General features: G+C 31.6%; 29 protein-coding genes and 1 tRNA gene. 8 read left to right on the top strand and 22 right to left on the bottom strand.

All coding sequences use genetic code 11. The features are described 5' to 3' along the window. Nucleotides 1–358: 358 nt before the first annotated feature. Both M0M57_RS16635 and M0M57_RS16630 read right to left on the bottom strand, forming a co-directional pair. Nucleotides 359–616: a GIY-YIG nuclease family protein gene (locus M0M57_RS16635; protein ID WP_248434221.1), complete on the bottom strand. Its 258-nt coding sequence runs from the start codon at nt 614–616 to the stop codon at nt 359–361. A 43-nt stretch (nt 617–659) separates the two neighbouring features. Further along, nucleotides 660–733, bottom strand: a tRNA-Met gene (locus M0M57_RS16630). 225 nt (nt 734–958) lie between these two features. Here M0M57_RS16630 and M0M57_RS16625 point away from each other — a divergent pair. Both M0M57_RS16625 and M0M57_RS16620 read left to right on the top strand, forming a co-directional pair. Next, on the top strand, nt 959–1,351 hold the full coding sequence (locus M0M57_RS16625; RefSeq protein ID WP_248434220.1) for an START-like domain-containing protein: 393 nt from the start codon (nt 959–961) through the stop codon (nt 1,349–1,351). A 48-nt stretch (nt 1,352–1,399) separates the two neighbouring features. Then, nucleotides 1,400–2,236: an aminotransferase class IV gene (locus M0M57_RS16620; protein WP_248434219.1), complete on the top strand. Its 837-nt coding sequence runs from the start codon at nt 1,400–1,402 to the stop codon at nt 2,234–2,236. Here the strand turns inward: M0M57_RS16620 and M0M57_RS16615 are convergent. The 5 genes from M0M57_RS16615 to M0M57_RS16595 all read right to left on the bottom strand — a co-directional run bounded on the left by M0M57_RS16615 (nt 2,233) and on the right by M0M57_RS16595 (nt 6,751). After that, complete coding sequence (locus M0M57_RS16615; RefSeq protein ID WP_248434218.1) at nt 2,233–2,793, bottom strand: YqgE/AlgH family protein; 561 nt, start codon at nt 2,791–2,793, stop codon at nt 2,233–2,235. The two genes, M0M57_RS16620 and M0M57_RS16615, sit on opposite strands and share 4 nt — an antisense overlap. A gap of 121 nt (nt 2,794–2,914) precedes the next feature. Further along, nucleotides 2,915–3,187: an HU family DNA-binding protein gene (locus tag M0M57_RS16610; protein ID WP_112084759.1), complete on the bottom strand. Its 273-nt coding sequence runs from the start codon at nt 3,185–3,187 to the stop codon at nt 2,915–2,917. A 179-nt stretch (nt 3,188–3,366) separates the two neighbouring features. Further along, nucleotides 3,367–4,314 carry a methionyl-tRNA formyltransferase gene (gene fmt, locus M0M57_RS16605; RefSeq protein ID WP_248434217.1) on the bottom strand — a complete coding sequence of 316 codons (948 nt, stop codon included), beginning with the start codon at nt 4,312–4,314 and terminating at the stop codon, nt 3,367–3,369. Between the two features lies 1 nt (nt 4,315). After that, the gene (locus M0M57_RS16600; protein WP_248434216.1) at nt 4,316–6,208 is read right to left on the bottom strand and encodes a RecQ family ATP-dependent DNA helicase; all 1,893 of its coding nucleotides are present in this window, start codon (nt 6,206–6,208) and stop codon (nt 4,316–4,318) included. Nucleotides 6,209–6,211: 3 nt separating this feature from the next. Beyond that, nucleotides 6,212–6,751: an AAA family ATPase gene (locus M0M57_RS16595; RefSeq protein WP_248434215.1), complete on the bottom strand. Its 540-nt coding sequence runs from the start codon at nt 6,749–6,751 to the stop codon at nt 6,212–6,214. 222 nt (nt 6,752–6,973) lie between these two features. On the opposite strand from M0M57_RS16595, the gene M0M57_RS16590 reads away from it, so the two are divergent. From M0M57_RS16590 to murA, 3 genes are read left to right on the top strand one after another with little or no spacing between them, the layout of a single operon-like run. Beyond that, a complete protein-coding gene (locus M0M57_RS16590; protein WP_248434214.1) occupies nt 6,974–7,258 on the top strand; it encodes a DUF493 family protein in 285 nt (94 codons plus the stop codon). A gap of 11 nt (nt 7,259–7,269) precedes the next feature. Beyond that, nucleotides 7,270–7,977, top strand: a complete 708-nt coding sequence (locus M0M57_RS16585; protein ID WP_248434213.1) for a DUF4290 domain-containing protein — start codon at nt 7,270–7,272, stop codon at nt 7,975–7,977. Nucleotides 7,978–7,992: 15 nt separating this feature from the next. Then, nucleotides 7,993–9,303, top strand: coding sequence for a UDP-N-acetylglucosamine 1-carboxyvinyltransferase (murA, locus tag M0M57_RS16580; protein WP_248434212.1), 1,311 nt, complete (start codon nt 7,993–7,995; stop codon nt 9,301–9,303). A gap of 72 nt (nt 9,304–9,375) precedes the next feature. Here the strand turns inward: murA and bla are convergent, their stop codons facing one another. After that, nucleotides 9,376–10,296 carry a class A beta-lactamase gene (bla, locus tag M0M57_RS16575; protein ID WP_248434211.1) on the bottom strand — a complete coding sequence of 307 codons (921 nt, stop codon included), beginning with the start codon at nt 10,294–10,296 and terminating at the stop codon, nt 9,376–9,378. 11 nt (nt 10,297–10,307) lie between these two features. Further along, nucleotides 10,308–10,973 carry an alpha/beta hydrolase gene (locus M0M57_RS16570; RefSeq protein ID WP_248434210.1) on the bottom strand — a complete coding sequence of 222 codons (666 nt, stop codon included), beginning with the start codon at nt 10,971–10,973 and terminating at the stop codon, nt 10,308–10,310. Nucleotides 10,974–11,283: 310 nt separating this feature from the next. Between M0M57_RS16570 and M0M57_RS16565 the strand changes: the two genes are divergently transcribed. Further along, on the top strand, nt 11,284–11,706 hold the full coding sequence (locus M0M57_RS16565) for a lipocalin family protein (protein WP_248434209.1): 423 nt from the start codon (nt 11,284–11,286) through the stop codon (nt 11,704–11,706). Nucleotides 11,707–11,793: 87 nt separating this feature from the next. Here the strand turns inward: M0M57_RS16565 and M0M57_RS16560 are convergent, their stop codons facing one another. The 7 genes from M0M57_RS16560 to M0M57_RS16530 all read right to left on the bottom strand — a co-directional run bounded on the left by M0M57_RS16560 (nt 11,794) and on the right by M0M57_RS16530 (nt 16,464). Then, nucleotides 11,794–12,072: a hypothetical protein gene (locus M0M57_RS16560; protein WP_248434208.1), complete on the bottom strand. Its 279-nt coding sequence runs from the start codon at nt 12,070–12,072 to the stop codon at nt 11,794–11,796. Nucleotides 12,073–12,168: 96 nt separating this feature from the next. Next, complete coding sequence (locus M0M57_RS16555) at nt 12,169–12,762, bottom strand: carboxypeptidase-like regulatory domain-containing protein (RefSeq protein ID WP_248434207.1); 594 nt, start codon at nt 12,760–12,762, stop codon at nt 12,169–12,171. 239 nt (nt 12,763–13,001) lie between these two features. Continuing rightward, complete coding sequence (gene creD / locus M0M57_RS16550; protein ID WP_248434206.1) at nt 13,002–14,345, bottom strand: cell envelope integrity protein CreD; 1,344 nt, start codon at nt 14,343–14,345, stop codon at nt 13,002–13,004. 52 nt (nt 14,346–14,397) lie between these two features. Beyond that, nucleotides 14,398–14,721, bottom strand: a complete 324-nt coding sequence (locus M0M57_RS16545; protein ID WP_248434205.1) for a hypothetical protein — start codon at nt 14,719–14,721, stop codon at nt 14,398–14,400. Beyond that, a complete protein-coding gene (locus M0M57_RS16540) occupies nt 14,714–15,379 on the bottom strand; it encodes a DUF1361 domain-containing protein (protein ID WP_248434204.1) in 666 nt (221 codons plus the stop codon). Before M0M57_RS16540 ends, M0M57_RS16545 begins: the two co-directional genes overlap by 8 nt. Nucleotides 15,380–15,424: 45 nt before the next feature. Beyond that, on the bottom strand, nt 15,425–15,721 hold the full coding sequence (locus M0M57_RS16535; RefSeq protein ID WP_248434203.1) for a winged helix-turn-helix domain-containing protein: 297 nt from the start codon (nt 15,719–15,721) through the stop codon (nt 15,425–15,427). A gap of 119 nt (nt 15,722–15,840) precedes the next feature. Further along, nucleotides 15,841–16,464 carry a hypothetical protein gene (locus tag M0M57_RS16530; protein ID WP_248434202.1) on the bottom strand — a complete coding sequence of 208 codons (624 nt, stop codon included), beginning with the start codon at nt 16,462–16,464 and terminating at the stop codon, nt 15,841–15,843. Between the two features lie 83 nt (nt 16,465–16,547). Here M0M57_RS16530 and M0M57_RS16525 point away from each other — a divergent pair, with 83 nt between their 5' ends. Beyond that, complete coding sequence (locus M0M57_RS16525; protein ID WP_248434201.1) at nt 16,548–16,823, top strand: hypothetical protein; 276 nt, start codon at nt 16,548–16,550, stop codon at nt 16,821–16,823. A 5-nt stretch (nt 16,824–16,828) separates the two neighbouring features. After that, the gene (locus M0M57_RS16520; protein ID WP_248434200.1) at nt 16,829–17,191 is read left to right on the top strand and encodes a DUF1801 domain-containing protein; all 363 of its coding nucleotides are present in this window, start codon (nt 16,829–16,831) and stop codon (nt 17,189–17,191) included. Nucleotides 17,192–17,241: 50 nt separating this feature from the next. Here M0M57_RS16520 and M0M57_RS16515 read toward each other — a convergent pair whose 3' ends face one another. The 6 genes from M0M57_RS16515 to M0M57_RS16490 form a co-directional block, all read right to left on the bottom strand. After that, nucleotides 17,242–17,811, bottom strand: a complete 570-nt coding sequence (locus tag M0M57_RS16515; RefSeq protein WP_248434199.1) for a hypothetical protein — start codon at nt 17,809–17,811, stop codon at nt 17,242–17,244. Nucleotides 17,812–18,111: 300 nt separating this feature from the next. Continuing rightward, nucleotides 18,112–19,092, bottom strand: a complete 981-nt coding sequence (locus tag M0M57_RS16510; RefSeq protein WP_248434198.1) for a hypothetical protein — start codon at nt 19,090–19,092, stop codon at nt 18,112–18,114. Between the two features lie 169 nt (nt 19,093–19,261). Further along, nucleotides 19,262–19,867 carry a response regulator transcription factor gene (locus tag M0M57_RS16505; protein WP_248434197.1) on the bottom strand — a complete coding sequence of 202 codons (606 nt, stop codon included), beginning with the start codon at nt 19,865–19,867 and terminating at the stop codon, nt 19,262–19,264. Then, nucleotides 19,864–21,591, bottom strand: a complete 1,728-nt coding sequence (locus M0M57_RS16500) for a tetratricopeptide repeat-containing sensor histidine kinase (protein WP_248434196.1) — start codon at nt 21,589–21,591, stop codon at nt 19,864–19,866. Before M0M57_RS16500 ends, M0M57_RS16505 begins: the two co-directional genes overlap by 4 nt. A 63-nt stretch (nt 21,592–21,654) precedes the next feature. Next, the gene (locus M0M57_RS16495) at nt 21,655–23,160 is read right to left on the bottom strand and encodes a hypothetical protein (protein WP_248434195.1); all 1,506 of its coding nucleotides are present in this window, start codon (nt 23,158–23,160) and stop codon (nt 21,655–21,657) included. Between the two features lie 181 nt (nt 23,161–23,341). After that, nucleotides 23,342–24,163 (bottom strand): hypothetical protein, encoded by an 822-nt coding sequence (locus tag M0M57_RS16490; RefSeq protein ID WP_248434194.1) that lies wholly within the window; start codon nt 24,161–24,163, stop codon nt 23,342–23,344. Nucleotides 24,164–24,204 lie beyond the last annotated feature (41 nt).

The following is a 24,204-nucleotide window of genomic DNA, read 5'->3' as shown; positions in this document are numbered from 1 at the left end:
GTTTATACCTAATTAATATTGATTATTTTAAAACATAATCTATTGGGTATAATTTATTTTTTAATAAAGTGATTTTAAATAAAGACAAGCGAGTAAGAAATTATCATAGAGGTTTAAAAATAGAAATTTTTAAAAGGTATGAATTGTAAAAACAGATATAATAAATATTAAAAGCATTTAGATGAACTATCTGTAATAGTAATAAAATTGAAGACATAAAAAAACGGATTAAGGTTCTTAATCCGTTTAATTTCAAAGTAATAATCTTGTAGCGAGACCGAGATTTGAACTAGTGTCCGCCTGGGCGGATATGAATCCAACGCTCTAACCAACTGAGCTATCTCGCCATATTTTTAAATTAAAAGAAGTTGTTGGATTTTAAATTTTTAATAAAAATTCTTCCGTTTCCAGTTTTGAACCATTTTTCTCGATTCATAGCCTCAGTTTTAGAATTGTAGACTTCCAAATAGACTACTTTCCACGGTCTAAATTTTATTGTAAATCCTTTAGTAGCTAATTCATTATGGCTTTTAAATCTTTCAATTAATGATGAAGTAAAGCCAACATAGGTTTTATCAAATTTTTCAGAATATAATATGTAAACAATAAATTCCATATAGTAAATATAAAAAAAGTCCCTGAATTTTCAGGGACTTTTGTAGCGAGACCGAGATTTGAACTCGGGACCTTTGGGTTATGAATCCAACGCTCTAACCAACTGAGCTATCTCGCCATTTATATTTTTTTGTTGAACTCGGGTCCGCCTGGGCGGATATGAATCCAACGCTCTAACCAACTGAGCTATCTCGCCAAATTTATATATTACCACTGCGGTAATGCGGGTGCAAATATATAAATAATACTAAACCTTCCAAACATAAAATGATAAAATATTTTTATTTTAAAAAACGCTTTTTTTTTGAAGTAATATTCAATATATTGCCACAAAATACTAAGAATGGATACAAAAGTACGATACGAAATAGAGTTTCCTTTAAACTCATCACCACAGTTGCTTTATCAATATATCTCAACCCCATCAGGTTTGTCTGAGTGGTTTGCTGATAATGTGAATTCTAGAGGTGAATTTTTTACTTTCATTTGGGATGATACGATGGAAAAAGCTCGATTAGCTTCCAAAAAAACAAATGAAAGAATAAAATTTAAATGGTTGGATGATCAAGATAAAGACACCGATTATTTTTTTGAATTGAGAATAATGGAAGATGAAATCACAAAAGACGTTTCTTTAGTGGTGGTTGATTTTGCCCTTGAAGATGAATTAAGCGAATCTAAATTATTATGGGAAAATCAAATATCTGATTTAAAGCACGTTATTGGTTCGGTGTAATTTAATGGAATAAACGTATATTTGCCCTGTAAAATCAGGGCTTTTTTTATGGTTAATCTCAACGGAAATTTAGTAGAACAGGAGTCAGTATTAAGTCAGAACAGAGCTTTTCTCTACGGTGATGCTGTATTTGAAACACTTAAAGTAGTAAACGGAAAAGTTTTGTTTATGGAAGATCATTACTTTCGATTAATGGCTTCTATGCGAATTATTCGAATGCAAATTCCAATGAACTTTACGTTAGAAAATTTAGAACAACTGATTTTGGAATTGGCATCCAAAAATTCGTGTTCAGATTCTTGTCGTGTTCGTTTCACCGTTTTTAGAAATAACGGAGGGTTTTATTTACCAACTGATAGAAATGTATCTTTTTTAATCACATCATCAAGACTGGACAATAAAGCTTATACATTAAAGGAAGAATCGTATGAAGTTGAATTGTATAAAGATTTCTACATTACAAAACAATTACTTTCAACAATCAAATCTACCAATAGATTAATCAACACAGTAGGAAGTATTTTTGCTGATGAAAATGGTTATCAAAATTGTCTTTTACTCAATGAAGAAAAAAATGTAGTAGAAGCTTTGAATGGTAATTTTTTTATGATTGCCGGAAACCGATTGATTACTCCACCACTTTCTGAAGGATGCTTGAACGGAATCATGCGAAAACAAGTTTTAGCTTTAGCAAAAAAAGTAGAAGGATTAGAAGTTTCAGAAGAACAAATTTCTCCTTTTGATTTGCAAAAAGCAGACGAGCTTTTTATTACCAATATGATTCAAGGAATTCAACCCATCACAAAATACCGCAAAAAAGAATTTGCAATAAACTGGTCCAAAATTTTATTGGAAAAAGTAAATCAGTTAGCAGAAATCAATTAATTCAACATCGGATTTTCCGGTGCGTTTGACCAAATTAGGTATTCTCCACCTAATTCCATGATTTTTTCTTTCCAAAAATTGGAAGATGACTTTTGAAGAATGTTTTGTTTGTAACTGTTTTCAATTAAAATCCATGAATTAGAATTCATTTCAGTTTCCAATTGATTGGCATCCCAACCGGTGTATCCTAAGAAAAAGCGAATATTATCTTTGTTGATTTCTCCACTATTAATCAAATCACGGGTTTTTTCAAAATCACCGCCCCAATAAATTCCGTTCGAAATTTCAATGCTATCTGGAATTAAATCAGGAATGCTATGAATAAAATATAAATTATCTTGTTCAACCGGACCTCCGTTGTATATTGTAAAAGACGATTCAATTTCAGGAACCAAATCCATTAAAGTGTATTCTAACGGTTTGTTAAGAATAAATCCAACCGAACCTTCATCGTTGTGATCAGCCAATAAAATAACAGACCTATTAAATGATAAATCACCTAAAATAGATGGTTCTGCAATGAGTAAATGACCTTTTTTGAGTTTTTCTGAAATCATATCCTTGCAATTTTTAGTTAAATTTAACAAATTTATTTTTAATTATCCAAATATTTCAAGAAAAACTATAAAAAAAAGTCTCCCAAAATGGAAGACTTTTCTTTATATCAAATCAATTAGACTAGTTTACAGTACCTTCTAATTCAGCACCAGCTTTGAATTTAACAACATTCTTAGCAGCAATTTTGATAGTTTTTCCTGTTTGTGGGTTTCTACCATCTCTTGCAGCTCTTTTAGAAACTGACCATGATCCGAAACCTACTAAAGAAACTCTTCCACCTTTTTTCAAAGTAGCACCTACGTTTCCTAAAAATGATTCTAAAGCTAATTTAGCAGCTGCTTTAGTGATACCTGCGTCTGCAGCAATAGCATCGATTAATTCTGATTTGTTCATAATAATAGTTATTAATTGTTGGTTAAACATAAAGTTAATTAAAACAAATTTAATAGGATTTCCTTACTATACAAGTGTTTTCGTGAGTTTTCGTCGCATTTGTTGATAACTTGGGCTGTATTGTTGATAAAGCTATGTTATTCGTCGGTATTTTACCCTTTTTTGAGTGTTTTCAGTACCTAAAGAGCCATTGCAGTGGAAGAAAATTTCATTCCATTAAGCAATTCCTGAACAGTCATTTTCTTTTTTCCGGGGAATTGAATAGATAAAATGTGAATAAAACCATCCGATACAGCGATTTTCATTTCTTTTTTGGTAGAAACAATAGTTCCTATTGCAAGAGAATGATTTTCTTTTTCAAAAGAAGCTTCATAGATTTTTACGTTCCATTCTTGTTCTCCGTCTTGTATTAAGTTCCAAGCTACCGGATACGGACTCAAACCTCGAATTAGATTAAAAATTTCTTCTCCGGATTTTGTCCAGTCAATTTTACAATTGTCTCGGTTGAGTTTATAAGCTGTTTTTATTTCGGGTGAATCGGTTTGTAAAGTTGTTTGCACCGTTCCGTTTTCAATAGCTTTCAATGTTTCAATAACAGTTGTACTACCTAAAATCATTAATCTATCGTGTAATTGACCCACATTTTCAGTTGGTTCAATTGGCGTTTCGGCTGAATGGATAATGGCTCCGGTATCAATTTTATCATCAATAAAAAAAGTGGTTACTCCGGTTTTGGTTTCACCATTAATAATTGCCCAATTAATAGGAGCAGCTCCTCTGTAATTTGGTAGGAGGGAAGCATGTAAATTGAAAGTTCCAAATTTTGGCATTTTCCAAACTACTTCCGGCAACATTCTAAAAGCAACAACCACTTGACAATTGGCATCAAGACTTTTTAATTCGCTTAAAAAAGCTTCGTCTTTTAAATTGGTTGGTTGTAGAATTTTTACTCCTTTTTCCAAAGCATAGTCTTTTACGGCAGAAGTGTTTATTTTCTGACCTCTTCCGGCGGGTTTATCGGGAGCAGTGATTACGCCAACAACATTATAATTGTTAGATAAGATTGTGTCTAAAATTCCAACCGCAAAATCGGGTGTTCCCATAAAAACGATGCGTAATTTTTCCATGCTATGCTTTTGTGTATTTATTATTGGGAAGAATAATTATTTTTTCTTCATCCAACAGTTCTTGTAATGCAAAGATAAGTTCCTGCTCTTTACAATCAATTAATTTTTCCAGTTCACGAGAAGAATATGGTTTTTCGGAAATCTTATTCAGAATCAATTGACTAAGCTGATTTGAATTTTTGTTTTTTTCTTTTTTGGAAATGCAATAGGAGCAAATTCCGCAATTGGTTGTATTTTTTTCGCCAAAATATTCTAATATAAAACGACTTTTGCAAATTTCATTATTAGTAATGTAATGAAAAACCTCTTCGATTTGTTCCTTTTTTAAATCGTTTTGCTTTTCTAAATATTTTGAAACTCGATTAATTGTGCGTTCGTCTTCTCTAACTTCATTAAAAGTAATTATCGCATCATTATTTTTGGCAATATAATCAACAATACCTTTTTCTTTTAGACGATTTAAAACTTGCTCAACCTGATCTTCGGAACTATTGCTTTTTCGTGCAATAAGTGAAAGATTTACAGCTGTTTGGTATTCATAAATGCCTGGATACGTTCGTAAAAAAGCTAAAATGATTTCCTCTTCAGAAGGATTTAAGCTGATGTATCGAATCACTTCTTTGCTTTCAATAATGAATTGTAAATTAATTTTTTCTGAATATTCCTGCGTAAAACTGATGATTCCTTGTCGGTCTAAAAATTGCAAACCCGAATACGTTTTTATGATGGGAAAATTATATTGTGAACAAAAATGATTCAAATTAAACGGAAATTCTTCATTAATTCCTTCACCATAAGCAATTTGAAAATAATTACACAATTTAATATAAACTGTTTTCAGAAATTCTTTATCGGGCAAACCAGAAATGAATTGTCCTCTTGCTGAAATTACATCGCCAGGGCCAACCAATAACACTGCATACGATTTTTGTCCATTTCTACCGGCACGACCGGCTTCTTGATAATAGTTTTCAATGTTTTCCGGCAGTTGAATATGAATGACAGTTCGAACATTGGCTTTGTCAATTCCCATTCCAAACGCATTGGTTGCTACCATGACTTGCACTTTTTCAGACATCCACAAATCCATGTTTTTTGTCTTTTCTTTCATCGGCAAACCACCGTGATAAAAAGCGGCTTTAAAACCCATTTGCTGCAATTGATTCGATACATCAAAACAAGATTTTCGGTTTCGCACATATATAATGGATGATTCCGGATTTTTGTTCAGAATTTGTTCAATCTTATATAATTTATCTTCCGTTTCAATAACCATGTAGGCAATATTCTCTCGTGCAAATGATTTTTGAAAAACAGCCGGATTTTCTAATTTTAATTGCTCAATGATGTCTTTTTTTACTCTTTCGGTAGCCGAAGCCGTTGAAGCCAAAAAAGGAACTGCCGGAAAGAAACTTTTTAATTGTCCGATTTTTAAGTAAGACGGACGAAAATCGTGACCCCATTGCGAAACACAATGAGCTTCATCAATAGCTATTAAATTTAGTGGAAGGTTTTTTATTTTTTCTAAAACCCAATCTTGTTCTAATCGTTCGGGTGAGAGGTATAAAAATTTGTAGTTTCCGTATAAACAATTATCTAACAATGTGATAGTTTCGTCGGTAGAAATTCCTCCCGTTAAGGCCAGTGCTTTTATATCTCTTTTGGAAAGGTTTTCTACTTGATCTTTCATCAATGCAATCAAGGGAGAAATTACCAGACATATTCCGTCTTTCATTAAAGCCGGAACTTGAAAACAGATTGATTTTCCTCCGCCGGTGGGCATTAAACCAAATGAATCAGATCCGGATAGAACGGCGTTTATAATTTCTTTTTGAGGTGTTCGAAATTCATCAAATCCCCAATATTTTTTTAAAATATCTTCGGCTTTTATCATTTTTTATCGCGATATGGCATCTAAGATAAAAAGAATTCTGTTATCTTGGTGATCCATTGGAACTTCTATGAGTTCATAGCCATATTTTTCGTAGGTTTCTTTTAAATGATTGTAGATGAGTTTAGCCTGTTCAAAGTTTTCATAACGTTCTTCATCCGATTGATAAATTTCTTGCCAAGGTGGTAAAAGAAAGACTTTTGTGTATTTATTTGTACGACATTCTTCATCAAAAAAAGAAGGATAACTATCTCCGATATAATGCATATAAGCTAAAATATCAGGAATACCACGATCTAAAAAAATTAAGTTTTCTGAATGTTCTTTTGCTTGAATGTATTGTTTTTTTCTTCCTTCCAATAACAATTCGCTAAACAATAATGGTTTTTCCAAAAATAATTGCTCAATTCCCTGTTTTCGGGCATCGTTAATAATTTCTCTGGAAATTTCAGGAAAACAAGTGTAGCTTTTTTCAATTAAACCGTTAATAATTGTTGTTTTTCCTGTTCCGGGACCACCGGTAATAACTATAATTTCTTTATTCACTTGTATTCAATAAGTCGGTAAATTTAGAAAAATAGTAAGCTTAAAAACAAACTTTTGAGTATTTTTCAATCTTTTGATGCTATTTTGTTCAGAAAAATTATCGGCTATTTTTTAATTTCATAGTAATGAAGGTTTTATTCACGTTCAAATATCATTAAAATTCAATTTCAATTTTCTAAAATCTAAAATCAATACTGTATATTTGCCTATAATAAAAATGTTATGGATAAGAATACGGAAGAATTTTATGAAAGACTGAAAGAAGAATTACGAACTACTTCAAATTGGCCTTCCATTTACCTTTATAAATTTATTGTTCCAACCGACACTTCAAAAATAAAAGCGGTGGAAGAAGCGTTTAACAACATGGGTGCAGTGATTAACACCGTACAATCAAAAACCGGTAAATTTACAAGTGTTTCAGTTAATGTAAACATGGAAAGTCCGGAACATGTAGTGGCAAAATACCAAGAAGTTTCTACTGTAGAAGGTATAATTTCGCTCTAAAAAAGACAAAAATGACTCACAATGAAAAGGCACATGATATTGTGCATGTTTTAGAATATAATGCCGAGCGTCCTCATTTGATGATTCCTGAGTACGGCCGTCATTTGCAAAAATTGATTGATCAAGCTACTATTATTGAAGATAGGGAAGAGCGTAACAAAGCCGCTCGATATATCATCAAAGTTATGGGAAGTTTGAATCCACACTTGCGTGATGTGCTTGATTTTCAGCATAAATTATGGGATCAACTCTTCATCATGTCTAATTTTAAATTAGAGGTTGATAGTCCGTATCCAATTCCAACCCGTGAAGTTATCAACCTGAAACCGGAGCGATTGGGTTATCCTCAAAAATTTCCGAAGTATCGATTCTACGGAAATAACATCAAATATATGATTGATGTGGCAAACAGTTGGGAAGATAGCGAGTTGAAATCGGCTCTCATCAAAGTGATTGCCAACCACATGAAAAAATCCTATCTAAGTTGGAATAAAGATACCGTTGATGATAAGGCAATTTTTGATCATTTATTAGAACTTTCCGGCGGAAGAATTGATTTGCATCAAAGTTCAGAAGAGTTATTGAATACATCCGATTTGATGCGAACCAATAAAAAGGTTTCCAATAAAAATATGCCGCTTATTCAAAAAAATCCTTTGATTAAGAAAAATAATAAAAACATAAAGGCAAAACCGTATAAAAATAACAATCAGAAATAATCGCTAGAAACGAATATGGGAACATTCAAAATAGAAGGCGGTCATCGTCTTAAAGGAGAAATTCATCCGCAAGGAGCAAAAAACGAAGCATTACAAATTTTATGTACGGTATTGCTAACCTCTGAAAAGGTTACGATTAATAACATTCCGGATATTTTGGATGTCAATAAATTAATTACACTTTTAGGAAACTTAGGTGTAAAAATGCAAAAAAACGGACCGGGTTCCATTACGTTTCAAGCAGATGAAGTAAATGTAGGTTATCTCGAAACCGAAGCATTTAAAAAAGAAGGAGGTTCGTTACGTGGTTCTATCATGATTGTTGGTCCACTTTTGGCTCGTTTCGGAAAAGGTTATATTCCTAAACCAGGCGGCGATAAAATTGGAAGAAGACGATTAGATACACACTTTGAAGGATTCATCAATTTAGGAGCAAAATTCCGTTACAACAGAGAAGACCATTTTTATGGTGTGGAAATCGAAGGTCGTTTAAAAGGAGCTTATATGCTTTTGGATGAAGCTTCCGTTACAGGAACAGCTAATATTGTAATGGCTTCTGTTTTGGCGGAAGGAACAACAACAATTTATAATGCTGCTTGTGAACCTTATTTGCAGCAATTGTGTGGTATGCTAAATTCGATGGGAGCAAAGATAACCGGTGTTGGTTCAAATTTATTAAACATCGAAGGTGTTGAAAGTTTAGGCGGATGCACGCACAGAATTCTTCCTGATATGATTGAAATTGGAAGTTGGATTGGTTTAGCTGCGATGACCAGAAGCGAAATCACCATCAAAAATGTGAGTTGGGATAATTTAGGTGTCATTCCATCTGTTTTTAGAAAATTAGGAATCACGATCGAACGTCGTGGTGATGATATTTATATTCCTGAACATAAAGATGGTTATGAAATTAAAAAAGATATCGATGGTTCTATTCTAACCGTTGCTGATGCTCCATGGCCAGGATTTACGCCTGATTTATTGAGTATTGTTCTTGTGGTTGCTACGCAAGCAAAAGGCGAAGTATTGATTCACCAAAAAATGTTTGAAAGCCGTTTATTCTTTGTAGATAAATTAATTGACATGGGTGCAAAAATCATTCTTTGTGATCCGCACCGTGCCATTGTAATCGGACATAATTTTCAATCGCAACTAAAAGCTACAACGATGTCTTCACCGGATATTCGTGCCGGAATTTCGTTGTTAATTGCCGCTTTATCCGCAAAAGGAACAAGTACAATTCAAAACATAGAACAAATTGATAGAGGTTACGAGCGAATTGACGAACGATTAAGAGCTATTGGTGCAAGCGTTGTTAGAGTGTAATTTAATTTTAAATAATATAAAAAGAGCGATGAAAATAAAAGTCATCGCTCTTTTTTTTATATTTCCTTAAACCTATTTTCCGTTTTTTTCAATATAATAATCCCAAGTAACCTTGGCAATATCAGCAATAATTTCTTCTCCTTTACTAAATTCTTCGGTAGTGTTGTGCACAAAAACAGCAATGTAAATTTTTTGTTTATTTGGTAGTTCGATAATTCCGATGTTATTGATTGCACCTGTGATTCCTTGTTCATTTGTAAACGATGTTCCGGCACGTTGAGCAATTTTTACATTCGGTAGTTTTCCTTTTAGTCGTTTTAAGCCGTTTTCGCTGTTTACCATTGATTGATAAAGCCATTCTGTATTTGCTTTATTTACTATTTTTTCTTCTGAAAAATTTTTCAAAAGTTGTGCAAATGCAGTTGGAGTTGTTTTGTTTACAAACTGCGATTCCCAATTTTTGTGCATATCTTCTTCATTGTTTTTAATGATGAATCGATTGTCATTCACTGTTTTTTCAACACTTTTTGTTCCATCAATTAAACGGAGTAAAATGTCGGTTATGTTGTTATCGCTGTAAATCACCATCCAATTCAATGCTTCTTCCAAAGAAATAGTTATGTTTCCTTCGGGAAATTTTTCTCTAAATGGACTCCACGTATTTTGTAGCAATTCTTCTTTTTTGATGAAGATTTCTTGGCTCATCTTTAATTCACCTTTTTCAATTTTAGATAAAATAGCCAAAGCAATTGGAAATTTTACGGTACTCAACATAGGATAGTGTTTATCTCCGTTAATTTCAACTATTTCTTCATTTTCAGAATGAATTATAGAAATGCCAATATCAGCTTTTTTTGTTGAAATGATTTTCTCAATTTCGCTTTTTAAGTTTGTATTAGGTTCATTTTTTACTTCGGTTTCGGGTTTGTTTTCTTTGCAAGAACTAACAAATAAAGTGGTAATAAATATGTAAATCAGTAGTTGTTTAGTCATTTAGATAAAGTTTAATTGTTTAAATAATCCAATATTTTAGAATTAATATACTTCCGTTCTTCTTCAGTTGCATCACTATCCATATTGCTGTGGTTTATGTTGGTGAATTGAATTGTGATGTCAAATTTCTCAATTTCTTCATTAGTAGGCAAAACGCCATCGTCTGCAGGATAATCATTAGATCGAAGTGTAAAAACTTTTGGCTTTGCAGTTCTAGGAAGTTTCATTCTACGGTTATCCATCGAAATGATTTTTGCTACAAGTTCTGGATACAAATGAGCAAACAAAACCGACATATCGCCACCGTTAGAATGACCAATTAAATTTAGTTTATTATAATCAAGTGATGGATATTTTTTTTTCATTTGATTCAACGCAAAATAGATATTTTCAGCACCTCGTTCCCAATTAGGTTTTCGGGTTTCTTGCAGTTTTCCGGTCATAGCCAAAAGTTCATCGGTAGGCAATTCGTGTTGAATACTCACTACAAAATAGCCTTTTGAAGCTAGAAATTCAGTTAAATAGGCATACTTTAAATAGTCACCACCTTGATTTTCTCCATAACCATGACTAAATATTATTGGAATATGATTTGATTGTTTTATTTCTTTAGGTTGATAAATTGCAATTGGAATAGCTCTGTTTCTGTTTTTTATCAATCCATGTAACGGTATCAACTTTGTATTTCGAATTTAGATTTGGTTTTGATGAATTTTTGGGGTTGTAAACACATTGAATTAATAGAATGCTCAAAACAATAAGTAGAAGATTTTTCATTTTTGTGATATGGCTTTTATTTTTTCAAATATAGAAAATATTTAAATTCAATATAGCTAGTCTTGACTATACTGATAACTATTCAAAACTTTTTTTAAATAGTCAAAAAAATGATTCATCGAAATTCTATAAAACATCCTCATAATTGTGTAACAATCTTTAACAACCTCCAGTTTACCTTTACACCATAATCATTAAAATAAACAAATTATGAAAAATCGAAGTCTATTATTCGCCTTTGCGTTAACAATCGGATTATTTGCCACATCATGTAGTGATGACGATAACGAAGGTGAAACAATTGTCCCTCTAGCGGGAAAATGGAATTTAATGCAAGTGGGAACAGTAGTTGCTGGACAAGAAGTTTTAATTGATGCTCCTCAAAATGAAGAAGGATGTGCCGAAGATTACATGGAACTTAAAGTTAGTGATGAAGTTATTCTAGGAGATTATGATTCTACAGATGCTCCATGTGAATTAACTACCACTACAGGAGTTTACGTGCGATCGCACAATAACTTAACTACTGTTTTTGGCGATGTATCTAGAACGCAAGATATTATGAATCTTACAGTTACACAATTAAAGTTAAGAGATGCTAGTGGTGCGATTGAAGTATATGAAAGAGACTAATTCTCAAAATTAAAAGTAAATCCTTCACGTTAAAGGGTTGAATGTAGAAACGGAAACACTTTGAGTAGTTGTTTCCGTTTTTTTGTTTTATTTTTTATTTACATAATATCCTGTTTCTCCATTTTCAATATTTTTTATAATAAGTTTATAGCCAAAGCAGAAAACAATTTTTGCTTCTCCATTATTTCCTTTAATGATTTTATCATTAATTTCAATATTATTGTGATTTAACCAATCCCCAATATAAGTTCCATCAGCATATTTCCAATCTTGGTTTTGGATGTAATGGGTGGAGTTAAAACACAGAAGTGTGATCACAACTATTCCTAGTAGGATGAGCAGAATTATTGGGAACTTTTTTTTCATTTTTGAATTGAGTAGGGAAAACTTCCAAAAATTACTTATTAGTCTAAATATTTTAGAAAGATTTTCATTTAGGTTTTAGTTTTTCTAGTATTTCTTTCAATAACCAAATATTCTTCTCCAAAATGATTTTTTTATAATAACAACTTCTCCAAGTAGCATATTGTCAGAAGTTAGTTCAACTTCAATTTTTTCATGATTCTTTTTAATTTCAACTTCCTTAGTTTCCATGCCAATGTGGCTAAAAATCAAAATCAATTCTTGTGAAATTTCATTTTTTGGAATGATGAATGAAAAATGACCTTCAAAATCAGTATTTGTCTCTAGTTTTGTTCCTTTTATTTTTATTAAAACACCAGGTAAAGGAAATTTATCCTCTTTTACAGTTCCTTTTAAAATGATAGTATCATTTTGAATTGTAGGATTTTGATATGGAATTGTAGTTTCTAGTTGTATTAGTGATGAATTTGTTTTCGCATTCAAATTTGTAAATCCTAGTATCGAAGCTATCGAAAGTGCAATTCCATATTTTTTTATATTGACAGTATAATTTGGATAAGTTTTTTTTATCCTACCACAAATTTTTTCTTCAGATTTCAATAAATTTTTAATTTCAACTTTGTTCAAGGTATTTAAATCATGTACTTTTTTGTTGCAAAGTTCACAGAATTTTCCTTTTTCAACAGCTGTCATTGTTAACCAATTTTCAGAACAAGGTTTAGGAATGTGAAAATTTTGCGACATAAAAATAGATTTAACTCAAAAGTACAAAAAAAAACCATCCAGAAATCAACCTCACTAAGCCAAACTTAATGAACCTTTCCCGAAGCTTCGGGACTAAATGGTTTTTCTCGCAAAGACGCAAAGTCGCAAAACAAAACCTTTGCGTCTCTGCGTCTCTGCGAGAAAATTAAAATACCTTACGAGAAACCCTAATTCCCCGCTCCCCAATCAATCTTCCTAGAAAAATACATCACAGCAGCCAAAATCAGGAACAATCCGATACTACCCACCAACAATGCATAATCTTCCATTTGAATAATCACAAAAATAAATGTGTATAAAAATGTGAGCGAAATCCCAATAAAAGCCGGAAACTTTTTATTCTTTAAAATTGAAATTGAATAAAGCGAAATCAGCACAATTACCGAAGCTCCTGCAACCACATAAGCCAACGTGAAACTACTGTGTTCTGTAATCGAAATAAGCAACGTATAAAACATAATCAACGCCAAACCAATCATCGAATATTGAAAAATATGAATATTGATTTTACTAATGCTTTGGATGAGAAAAAAGATTAAAAACGTTAATCCAATTACCAAAAATCCATACTTCGAAGCTCGTTCGTTTTGTTGATATTCATCCACAGTCGTAATAAAATCGACACCAAAAGCATGCGGTCTCACATTTGGTAAAGTTTCAAATGATTGCTGCGGGAAAGGTCGGTTGAGGTGCAACACTTCCCATTCGGCTTCAAAACCTTTTGACGTGATTTTTTTGTTTTTGTCATTAGGTAAAAAATTCCCGGAGAAACTCGGCGACGGCCAATTGGAACTCATTTTTGCCGAAGTCGTTTTCCCAATCGGAGCAAAATGAATCATCTTACTACCGTTATAATTGATGTTGAAAGTAAAGTTTTGTTTTCTATTTTGTTGAAGCGATTGCAAATTCACTAAACCGGTTTCTAATGTTGACATCGAATCATTCTGCTTGTTTTGCGTTGGTTCAAATCGATAAACCGAATCACCTAACTTTAAATTCACCTGACTTTTGATGCTTTTTAAATTCGTTGTCCGAATCAAAATCGTGGCTTTGTCCCACATAATATTTTCATCCGCAATCGAATTGATTTTGAAGTTCGGAAAAACATAACTTCCTGAAAAATCCATTTGAGCATTAAACACATTCGACTTATACAAACTGCGTTGTAATGGTTTAACCATTGTGACATCTGTGGTGTTTTTTAGTTCTTCCGGAAAGAAATAGGCTAAACGAATTTCAGTGGAAATGGTTTTCACATGCTGATTGGTTTTGGCTTCGTATTGAAGGCTTTCGGTATGTACTTTGTACGGAATTTTCAAAATCGGACCATAAAAATAAATGTCTTCGCCCCATTTTTCGGAAGTTTCGGAAACGACTTCTTTTTGACGAATGGATCGTTCTTCAATAAGACTTTTCACAAATTGAAGCGGAATCAATAAAATGAGCGTTAAAAAGCCAACCATGATGATTTTAGCGGTGTTGGACTGAAAGAAATTGGTTTGTTTTTCCATGATTTTTGATTTTTAGATTGTTGGATTAATAGATTATTAGATTGTTAGATTATTAGAAATGAAATAGATTAATGCGATTAATAGTTATATAAAAATACCCAGCGGCAATAGGAAGATTAGCCAATACGATGAGGATTTTAATGGCAAAATATTCCCGATGATTTCGGAAGAAGATAAAGTGATGGATTAGGTTGAGCAATACAAGACTATTGATTAATAAAGCGGTCATTACATAGTAAATTCCAATAATAATTATGAAATCTACAGTTGGAAATAGTTGATGTGTTAAAAATAAAACCGTACCAATAGCAAATGAAAAAATAGCAATTTGAGTTGATAATTGACCGTTTACCGCAGCATACGTTTTTTTAGTCATGATGTATATTTTTAGAAATTAAAGCAGAAGAAACGGAGTATAAAACCAGTAAGAAAGTACCAAAGCCAAGTGTAAAATTTTGAACATCTCTCATAAACAGACAGTCAACACAGGATGAAAACAAATCAATTGGATTTGAGAGTAAATCCCAACTGTTGAAACGTAAAAACCGTCCGAGGTAAATACCAAAAGCAGTTAAATAAAGAATGCAAAACAGCATTATCTTACTTTGAGTTTTGGAATAATGGAGTTGAATTATTTTTTCGATGGTTCGGATGGAGAATAATCCCAAAGCAAATCCGGTAATCGAAAATGAGGAAACCAACACCAAATCGAACCAAAAAGGTACGTCCGGAAATTTGTTGAGGTGTACAAAATCGGTCAATAAATAAAAGGAATTAGGTAAAAAAAGCAACCAAACCAAAAGCGTTCCGATTCTTAGAAATCTCCTTTCTTGGAAAGTGACTGAAGTGAAAAGAAAGAATGAAATTAAGTAAGGGATGAAAGCAAGGAATAAATTCCAAATTAGAAAGAAAAAGAAAACACTTTGTGTCACTTTGGCTCTAATTAATAGTAGCAATAGACTGAAAAGAGTTAACGTAGCAAATACAATCACCTCATTTTTTCTGATAGTTTGATAATAGGTAAGTTTTTTCATTTATAAAGTACTTTGTTTTTCAAAGTTAAAATATAAAAAAATAGATTAATTTTTTTTGATTAATTTTTCAAGTGCTTCAATGTGTTCTTGAAAGGCTTTTTTTCCAAGTTTTGTGGCTTTGTAGCTAGTGTTGGGTTTTTTACCTATGAATTGCTTTTCAATGGCGATGTATTCTTCAGATTCTAAGGCTTTGGCATGCGAGGCAAGATTGCCATCGGTGACACCCAACAATTCTTTCAGCGTAGTAAAATCGGCACTTTCATTCACCATCAAAATCGACATAATACCCAGTCGGATACGATGGTCAAAGGCTTTGTTTATATTTTGGATGATGTTTTTCATTTTGCAAAGGAAAGGAATTACTATTTTTTATTGGAACACAGATGAATAAAATTTGAAAAATTATTATATTGAAAAGAATCTAATTATCTAAAAATCGGATAATCAAACAATCAAAAAATCTATCCTCTTTCGTATTTGAAATACATAATACTACCATATAGTATATGACAAACACCAAAACCTAATGCCCAAAATAGTAATCCGTAGCCCAAAAACCAAGTCGAAAGTAAACCTAAAATAATAAAAGTTAGTCCCAAATAACGAACGCCTCCCAACGTATATTTACTCGCATTCACACAGGCTAATCCGTAAAAGATTAAGGTAAGCGGTGCAACTAAACCTAACATTTCTTTTTCGATCAAAAAAATAATAAAGAAACCTCCGGTAGCTAATGGAATTAAAAAATTGATTACTAATCGTCTTGCAGTACTATTCCAAATAGTTTCGTTATTCGATTTTGCTTTTTGAATACTTAATAAGATTCCGGTAAGCAAAGAAAGAAAAGCGACAGATGCAGCAATCACTAGTAATCGGATAACAGCTTCTTCTGAAATTACTAAATTCTTATAGGCTCCCATTGTAGAAGTATCAAAGTAAATCGTTTTATAAGCTAAGTATGCTCCAATTAATGCATAGGTTCCGGCTAATATTCCTGATAGTCCGCTCAGCGATAAAAAGCGTGATGAACGGTTCATCAAATTTTTGATTTCAGAAAGGTCGTTGAGGTATTTCTCGTTTTCCATTTTTAAAGTACTTTGAGATGCAAAGTAAGTAAAACTTTTTTTGCTGTGCAATTTTTTTTTACTTTTATTCAAAATTTAAAAAAATGTTGAAAAAAATTCTAGGAATTCTTTTGTTTTTAATTGGGATAATTCTTTTGCTTTCAATACTTTCTTCAGTATTAAAAATGATTTTAATCGAGGAAAAAGATATAATTGGTCAAGATGAATCCTATGTAATTAGCTATTATTCTGGAAAAATTACACTTATTCTTTTATTTTGTTTTATAAATTTTCTTTGTTTTAAATATGGTTATCGTTTGATGCGAGGAAATAAAAAAACACCAGAAAATGAAGGTATTGAAACCATTGGTAAAAATTAATTTTGATGAAACCAGCAGAAGAATATATTTTAAATCAACCCGAATTATACAAAGAGATACTTCTGAATTTGCAAGTAATAATTGAAAAGGAATTACCAGAAGCTATACTTTTATTCAAATGGAAAATTCCATATTACTACGTAAACGGAAAACCATTTTGTTTTTTAAATGCAAGTCACAAAGGAAAATATGTTGATTTAGCTTTTAATAAAGGCTATCAACTTCAACAACATAAGGAACTGTTGGTGGGTGAAAAACGAAATACGTTTAAATCTTTACGTTATTTTTCACTTGAAGAAATTGATAATGATGTTTTAATTGATTTGATAAACGAACAAAGGCTGCATTATATAAAACAGCCTTTGTAATTCAATGACAGTAAACTGAAAATTAGCTACTCATTTTAATTTTTTTACTACTAATTAGCTTCAATAGTATACTGAAATTTATTTCCGACAGAATAATTTTTAATTGTAACACTTAATACTCTGTTTTTAGCTTTTTCAATTATGAATTTTTTTGTTTCCGGATCATCAGAATTATTAAATGTATAATTGTCATCAGTACGAGTATTTCCTTGTCTTCCTTCACTACAAACAGAAATTCCGGTTTTAGCTTTTCCGTCAATTTTTTTAATAGTAATTGTTACCGTTTCTTTGTTACTTGGTGGTAAAGTAAAAACTCTAGTTGTTTGTCCGAGCACAGTTCCGTTGGCTTTTTCACCAAAGTTTAAACTTCTTGGTCCAATAGTAGCCCAACTGTTTCCGGCAACCATTTGATTCCAATTTGTGATTGATTTTGCAGCAAATGAAACAAATTGACTTCCAGGAACATCTCCAGGAAGTTTGTCCGAAACTTTGTCCCAAGATTGCCACATTTTTGATACAATTTCAGCAGCACTGTTGCAACCGGGTGCTTGAGCAAATGATACATTTCCACATAACAAAATTGCTGTGGCGAATACGAGAGTTTTAAATGCGTTTTTCATAATAAAATGATTTAATGGTTATTAATGAATCAAATTTATGGTTCTTTAAATGTTTGTAAATCATTCTTTTGGGTGATTTTGATCTTTTTTGTAGTCTTTAACTCCTGAAATTTTTAGTTAGAATTTTAATAAATATTTATCCAACTTTCAAGTTGCCTAATAGAATTTAGATGAAGTGTAATTTTATGATTTGAATAATCTTAAATAGAGTAGGGTTACAATCACAAATTAATCAGCAAGCTTTAATCATCAAAACGTTTAACACTTTGATTTTTATTGTTTAAAAAGTTACAATATTTTTTATAATCCTAAATAGATAAACATATTTGCACTAAGTCTTGGTAAATTTGATGTTGTAAGAACTTGTTGTGTAACACCACCATTTATTGAAGTTGTTAGTAAAGAATGAAAATGGTCACTAACGGTATTTGTTGCTGTTGATGGAATATCAATGGTATGCGTGTGGTCTCCACCCGAATTAATAGAAAGTGCTCTTGGGTTTCCGTTAAAACCAGCGTTAACTCGGCCATTATATCCGGCTAATCCAGGTGCAGTAGTCACTGAGGAAGCACCACCGCCATCTGAAAACGTAGCTCTAACTAAGCCATAATAATCATCTGTTGCGTTACGATTAGCGTTGTGGGTATGTGTATGACTACCATTACTACTAGTTGAAACTGGAGCTGGATCAACAGTATGTGAATGACCTCCGCCGAAATTTGTAAATCCAGTAAGGGTAACATTTGGTAGTTGATTTTGTGTAATGTTTGTTGCAGTAGATGTTGTACCAACTGTGCCACCTTGTACGACTATTTTATTTGAAGCATCAGGAAGATTAAGCGTAGTGCCACCGAATAAGCTAAAAACATTTGTTTGTTGAGTTACTGATAGCGAAGCGACTAGCCTTCCATCTAACAAAATCCATCCATTATGGTCTGTTGTTTTGACACTGCTTTTTATATCTCCAATTTCATTTAAACTGCTATAAGATAGTTTTTTCCAACTCAATCCATCAAAAAAATAGTAACCTATTTCATTAATATGAGTTGTTTTTACGGATATAGGAGAAGGAATTGATGTAACATAAACAATCACCCCTGTTTGATTAATGCCATAAATAGCATCTTTATCTCTTAATTCATTTCCGGAAATATTTGGTGCTTTTATGCCATCGATTTCAGTAGAAATTCCTGGTTTACCTTCAACATCAAGTGTAGATTTTGGTGCAGTTGTGTTTATTCCAACTTGACCATAAACAGAAATTGAACAAATACATATCATGAAAATGAGTATAAATTGCCTTGCCATACTACCTACAAATTAATTGAGTTTAAAATAAAATTCCTTTTATCAAAAGTTTGAAAATCATACTTTTAAATCAATTACAAATTTGTCTGTTTTACAGATGGTTTAACTACTACTTTTGGGTGATTTTTGATGAAAAAATAAACTAACCGATAATTTTGTTAATTAATTCTGTTCTCGATTTTACATCAAGTTTAGAAAAAATATTTTTCAAATGTGTTTTTATCGTATTCATACTTACAAAAAGTGTTTCGGAAATTTCTAAATTTGATTTGCCTTTACAAATTTCTAAAACAACTTCATATTCTCTTTGAGAAAGCTCAACAAGAGAGAATTTGTTTATATGTTTAAGGCTGGCAAACTCATGTTTTTTTAATCGAGCAGCTATGTCAAGCCCTAATTCAATTTGTATGATAATGTCTCGGTTTCTAAATGGTTTGGTTAAATAACCTGCGGGTTTAGTCAGTTTTACATGAGACAATGTTTTTGCATCCGAAAAGGATGTAATGTAGCTAAACGGAATAAAATATTCTTGAGACAGACGTTTGCCAATTTCTAATCCGTCATTGCTATCTCCTAATTGAATGTCTAACAAAACATAATCTACTTTTTTTTCTTCCAAAATAGAAATTGCATCTTCAAACGTATAAGCGATTCCTGCAACACTTAACTTGTTTTCCAAACATGTTTGTTTGATGTCTTCTGCAATTAAGGGTTCGTCCTCAATAATTAAAATAGCAATAGAGGTCATAAGGTTGGAATTAAAAGTTTGATTCTAGTGCCATTATCATTTTGAATAGATAGTTTGCTCTTTAATTTTTCACTAAAAATTGTAATTAATTTCATACCAATAGAGTCAGATTCTTTCTCTCGCCAATTGTTGGCAATACCTTGACCATTATCGGCAACTTCCAATTCAATTTCATTGTCTTTGGCATATTTGAGTTTAATGCTTATTTGTGCATCCGATTCTTCATTAAAGGCGTGTTTCATTGCATTTGAAATGAGTTCGTTTACAATGAGTCCGATAGGTATTAGTTTATCAATATCAACATCAATTTTATCTAATTCTGTTATTAAATTTACTTTTGAATAGTTAAGTTGATAATTATCAAATAGTTGATGGCTTAATTTAAAAAGATAATCATCTAACGAAATCGTGTTGAGGTTAGAATGAGGATATAAGTTTTTATGAATTAATGACATCGCCATTAGTCTATCTGAACCTTCTTCTAATATTTTTTTAGAATCAGGATCAGTTACTTTTCGAACGTGCATATTTAATAAGCTTGAAACAACTTGTAAATTATTTTTTACCCGATGATGAATTTCTCGAAGTAATGTTTCTTTTTCATCGAGCGATTCTTGTAGTTTCTTTCGACTTTTTAATAATTTTAATCGGGTAATAATAAACAGTAGAAGTAATAATATAATGAGCACAATAAAAAAAATCAAACCATAAATAATTTTGTTTTTTTGATTGATGATTGTTTTTTGTTGTGCAATTTTTTCCTCTTTGAGTTTGGTTTTAAATTGAGTTTCTAAAGTAGCAAATTCAGTTTGTTTAGTTTCATTAAAAACGGTGTCTTTGTAGGCTAAACATTTTTCATAATAAAAATATGCACTATCTGCAATATTACTCTGTTTGTATGTTTGTGCAAAGAGTTCATAATTTATGAGCGTCCATTTATTATTAAAGTTTTCTTTTGTGATTTTCAAGCTTTTATGAAGGTAATGTAAAGCGTCTTGATTTTTATTTTTTTTTGCTAATGCGTGTCCCATTTTTTGATAGGTCAAAGCCAAATCTTCTTTTGTATCTGTTTGGCTACCTCTTGCTAAAGAGAGTTCTAATTGTTTGATAGCATCATCAATTCGATTGGTTTCAACATAAATTGTTCCGAGATTTCTATTACAATAAGAAGCATAATCCAATTGATTATTTTTTAAATAGCTTTTTTCTAATTTTAGAAATTGTTGTTCGGCAATTAAAAAATTTTCTAAATCATAATTTATTGCGGCCAAATTAAATAAAACATTTGTTTGCCAGTCTATGTCTTTTAATTCAATAAAAAGCTGATAGGCTATTTCATAATATTCTTTTGCTTTTTCATATTCTTGCATTTGAAATAAGCATCCGCCAAGATTGTTTAGAACAACACCTTGTTGCCATTTATCACCCCATTCTTTGGCTTTTTCATACGATTTTAAATAATTTGAGATAGCTTCATTGTAATTAGATTTGGAGTAGAAAAAAGTAGCATTTGCATTAAAATATTTAGATAGTAACTCTGATTGATTTTTTTCTAAAGCATATTCTTCCATCCATTTTAAAACTACTTTAGCTTTTTTTGTATCGTTCCAAACTAATCCAAAAAATTCTTTGTTTTTATTGTTAAAGTTATCATTTTGAGCATATAGAAGTGTTGTGTAGGAGTATAACACAAAAAAAATAAAGCAGAATAATATTCTTTTCAAAATCATAAAAGTTTAATTTCTCTTATTGTTAAAAGTAATAAAAATAGTTACATCTTTTTGATATTATCTAAACATAACACCACTCAATTTATAATTTGTGTCGGTTCCGTTAAAATCAATCACAATATCTGTTCCTTTGATACTTTTGATTATAACTTCTGTTATTTGTCCGTTTTGTAATTTAACAAAGGCTTTATCTCCTACTTCCGGCATAAACGGAATCACTTTTCGCACTTTGCTTTTTGCATTTCCTTGAAAATATTGAATGTCATAATAGTTGTTTGCATAACCTAAATAAAAGGACGGATACCAATAACCATCACTGTCATAATAAGCCAGAACCCAGTCATTTTTTGTGATTTTTTGATTGGCATTTTTTTCTCCTCGTTGAACGGTAGTTAAATTTCCATTTCCACAAGCTGTAGCTTCGGTTTTCTGAGCTTTTTCTAAAGTAGAAATAATGTAAATAGTTATACCGCCCAATTTCCAATTGTTGTTTTCAGTTCCAAGCTCCAGACGCGTATAGGCTGTTTTGTCTTTGTTCCAATAATCGATGGAACCATTTCCATTTTCTTTAATTTCTGGTTTTTCACAATACTGATTTTTATAAATAAAATCGCCGGAAACAGTATTTTTCAAAATTTTATCTATAAGCTCTTGTCCATCTCTTGTAGGAACATTTTTGTCTGTTTTAGAAAAATAAAACGATGCCAATAATTGATAAAGCATACTTTCAATTTTGGCTTTATCTGCACTCAAGAATTGACTATGAACAAAATTCATTACTTCATAGTTATCTTTCATTGCAGGTAAGTCTATTGGCTGCATTGCATTTATTTTTTTCTCTGCTAATTTACTTTGCAGCAGCATTTCAAACGTTTTTAATTTTGCTCGTTCTACTGCACTATATTTTTTTTCAGAAAGTATAATTTTATTGTTTTCAATTGAAGCAGTTCCTTTGTCAATTCTGTTCCAAGAACCATTTTCATCACGATACATTCTAATTTTTATTGCTTCTTTGATTGTTTTGGCATCTCCAATGTCGTTAATTAATTTTTCATAAGTAACCCATGTGTCAAATTCAAGCCTATCAAAACTTGGCCAACTGTATTTGGTGTTTTCATTAATTTCAAAAGCACTCGGTAACCCAATAATTTCATTACGTTCTGCTAAACGAAAGATTTCTAGCACTTGATCATCCAAAAATTTTAAAAGTTCTTCTTTATTTGGTTTTGGCATGCCTATAATTTCTTCGGAACCTGGATTATATTTAGAAAAGGTATGATTTGTTCCGTTTACGTTATAGCGAACACCTCCATATAGCATGACTTTTACTTTGGGATAATTTTTGTTTGTAGATGGTAATTCAATCGAAACATCTCTTCTATAAACACTAATATATTCATTGTTTTCCCATTCTTTTCCTGTTGTTCCATTACTTCGTAAAATAATGTTGGTAGCACTTGGAAATTTAGCCTTTAGATCGGCTTTAACTTTTGCATCAGTAGGTTGGGCTATCAAGGCTTGGCCTAAAATAATTACTAAAATTACTAAAAATGATTTTTTCATGACGATTAAATTTTGACTTAAACAAAGTAAAGTTGTAATCGGTTAAAAAATATCACCCTTTTGTGTGAAATTTGTTTTGTTTTTAAATTAGAGATTATTACTAGAATTTTATTTTGATTAAAAAAAAAATGCTTTCGTTTAGGAAAGCATTTCTAAAGTTTAAACCACTTCATAGTAAAATTTAAATTCTAAAAATTCCACCAACGACCAAAATCTTCTGAAAAAACCAAAAATCTTGTTCGGCTCTATCTGCTTTATCATTAGTGGTTCTAATGTCGTTCATGTTGATGTAGCCGCCTTTTAATTCACCTTGAATAAAGAAATACTTTAAAAAAGTAATATTCAATCCTGCTTTGGCAGAAAGTCCAAAACCGGAAACATGAAATTCGTCATGGCGTTTTTTATCAAAAAGTTTTGTATTTGTTTTTGGGTATAAAAATCCTCCGCCAACACCTTCCGTTAAATTAATTTGAAGCAAATCGGTATTGTTAATGCTAAACCAATTTGAGATATCATCCACCCTTGCAACTTCAGTATTTACGTAGTTTAAACCATCGGTGTGTTCAAAGGTTAAAAAATCTTCTGTCAACAAAAGTTGTCCGTTTGGCAGGGTTTCTCCAAAATTTCCTTGATTTGGATATGAACCTGAAAAATTAACAGCTCTGTCTTGATACATTACGTATTTCATGTGGTCAAAACCTACTGAAATGTTGTATTTATCGGTAATAAAATAACCAATTCTCAAATTAGTTTGCGGAATGGTCATCCTGCATGGATTTATATAATCAACATGCCAACCTTTAGGTTTGTCGTGAGCAGAAACATCATATAAAGTAAAATCATAATCAGCTCCTTTGAAACGGATGTCTGATTTTGAAAAAGTTTCTCGATTTCCTCCCCAATAAAGATAAAATTTTCCTTTGTTGTGGGCTGTGTATTTTTCAGGAGTTGCCGTAACGTCTTGGGCTGATATGTGTTGAAAAAAGGCACAAAAAAAGAGCACAATCAATAGCGATTTATTTTTCACTGGATTGCTGGATGATA

Origin of the sequence: Flavobacterium azooxidireducens (genome assembly GCF_023195775.1) — a bacterium.
GTDB classification, from domain to species: domain Bacteria; phylum Bacteroidota; class Bacteroidia; order Flavobacteriales; family Flavobacteriaceae; genus Flavobacterium; species Flavobacterium azooxidireducens.
Note: the sequence above shows the minus strand (reverse complement) of the source record. Positions and strands in the feature narration are given on the sequence as shown.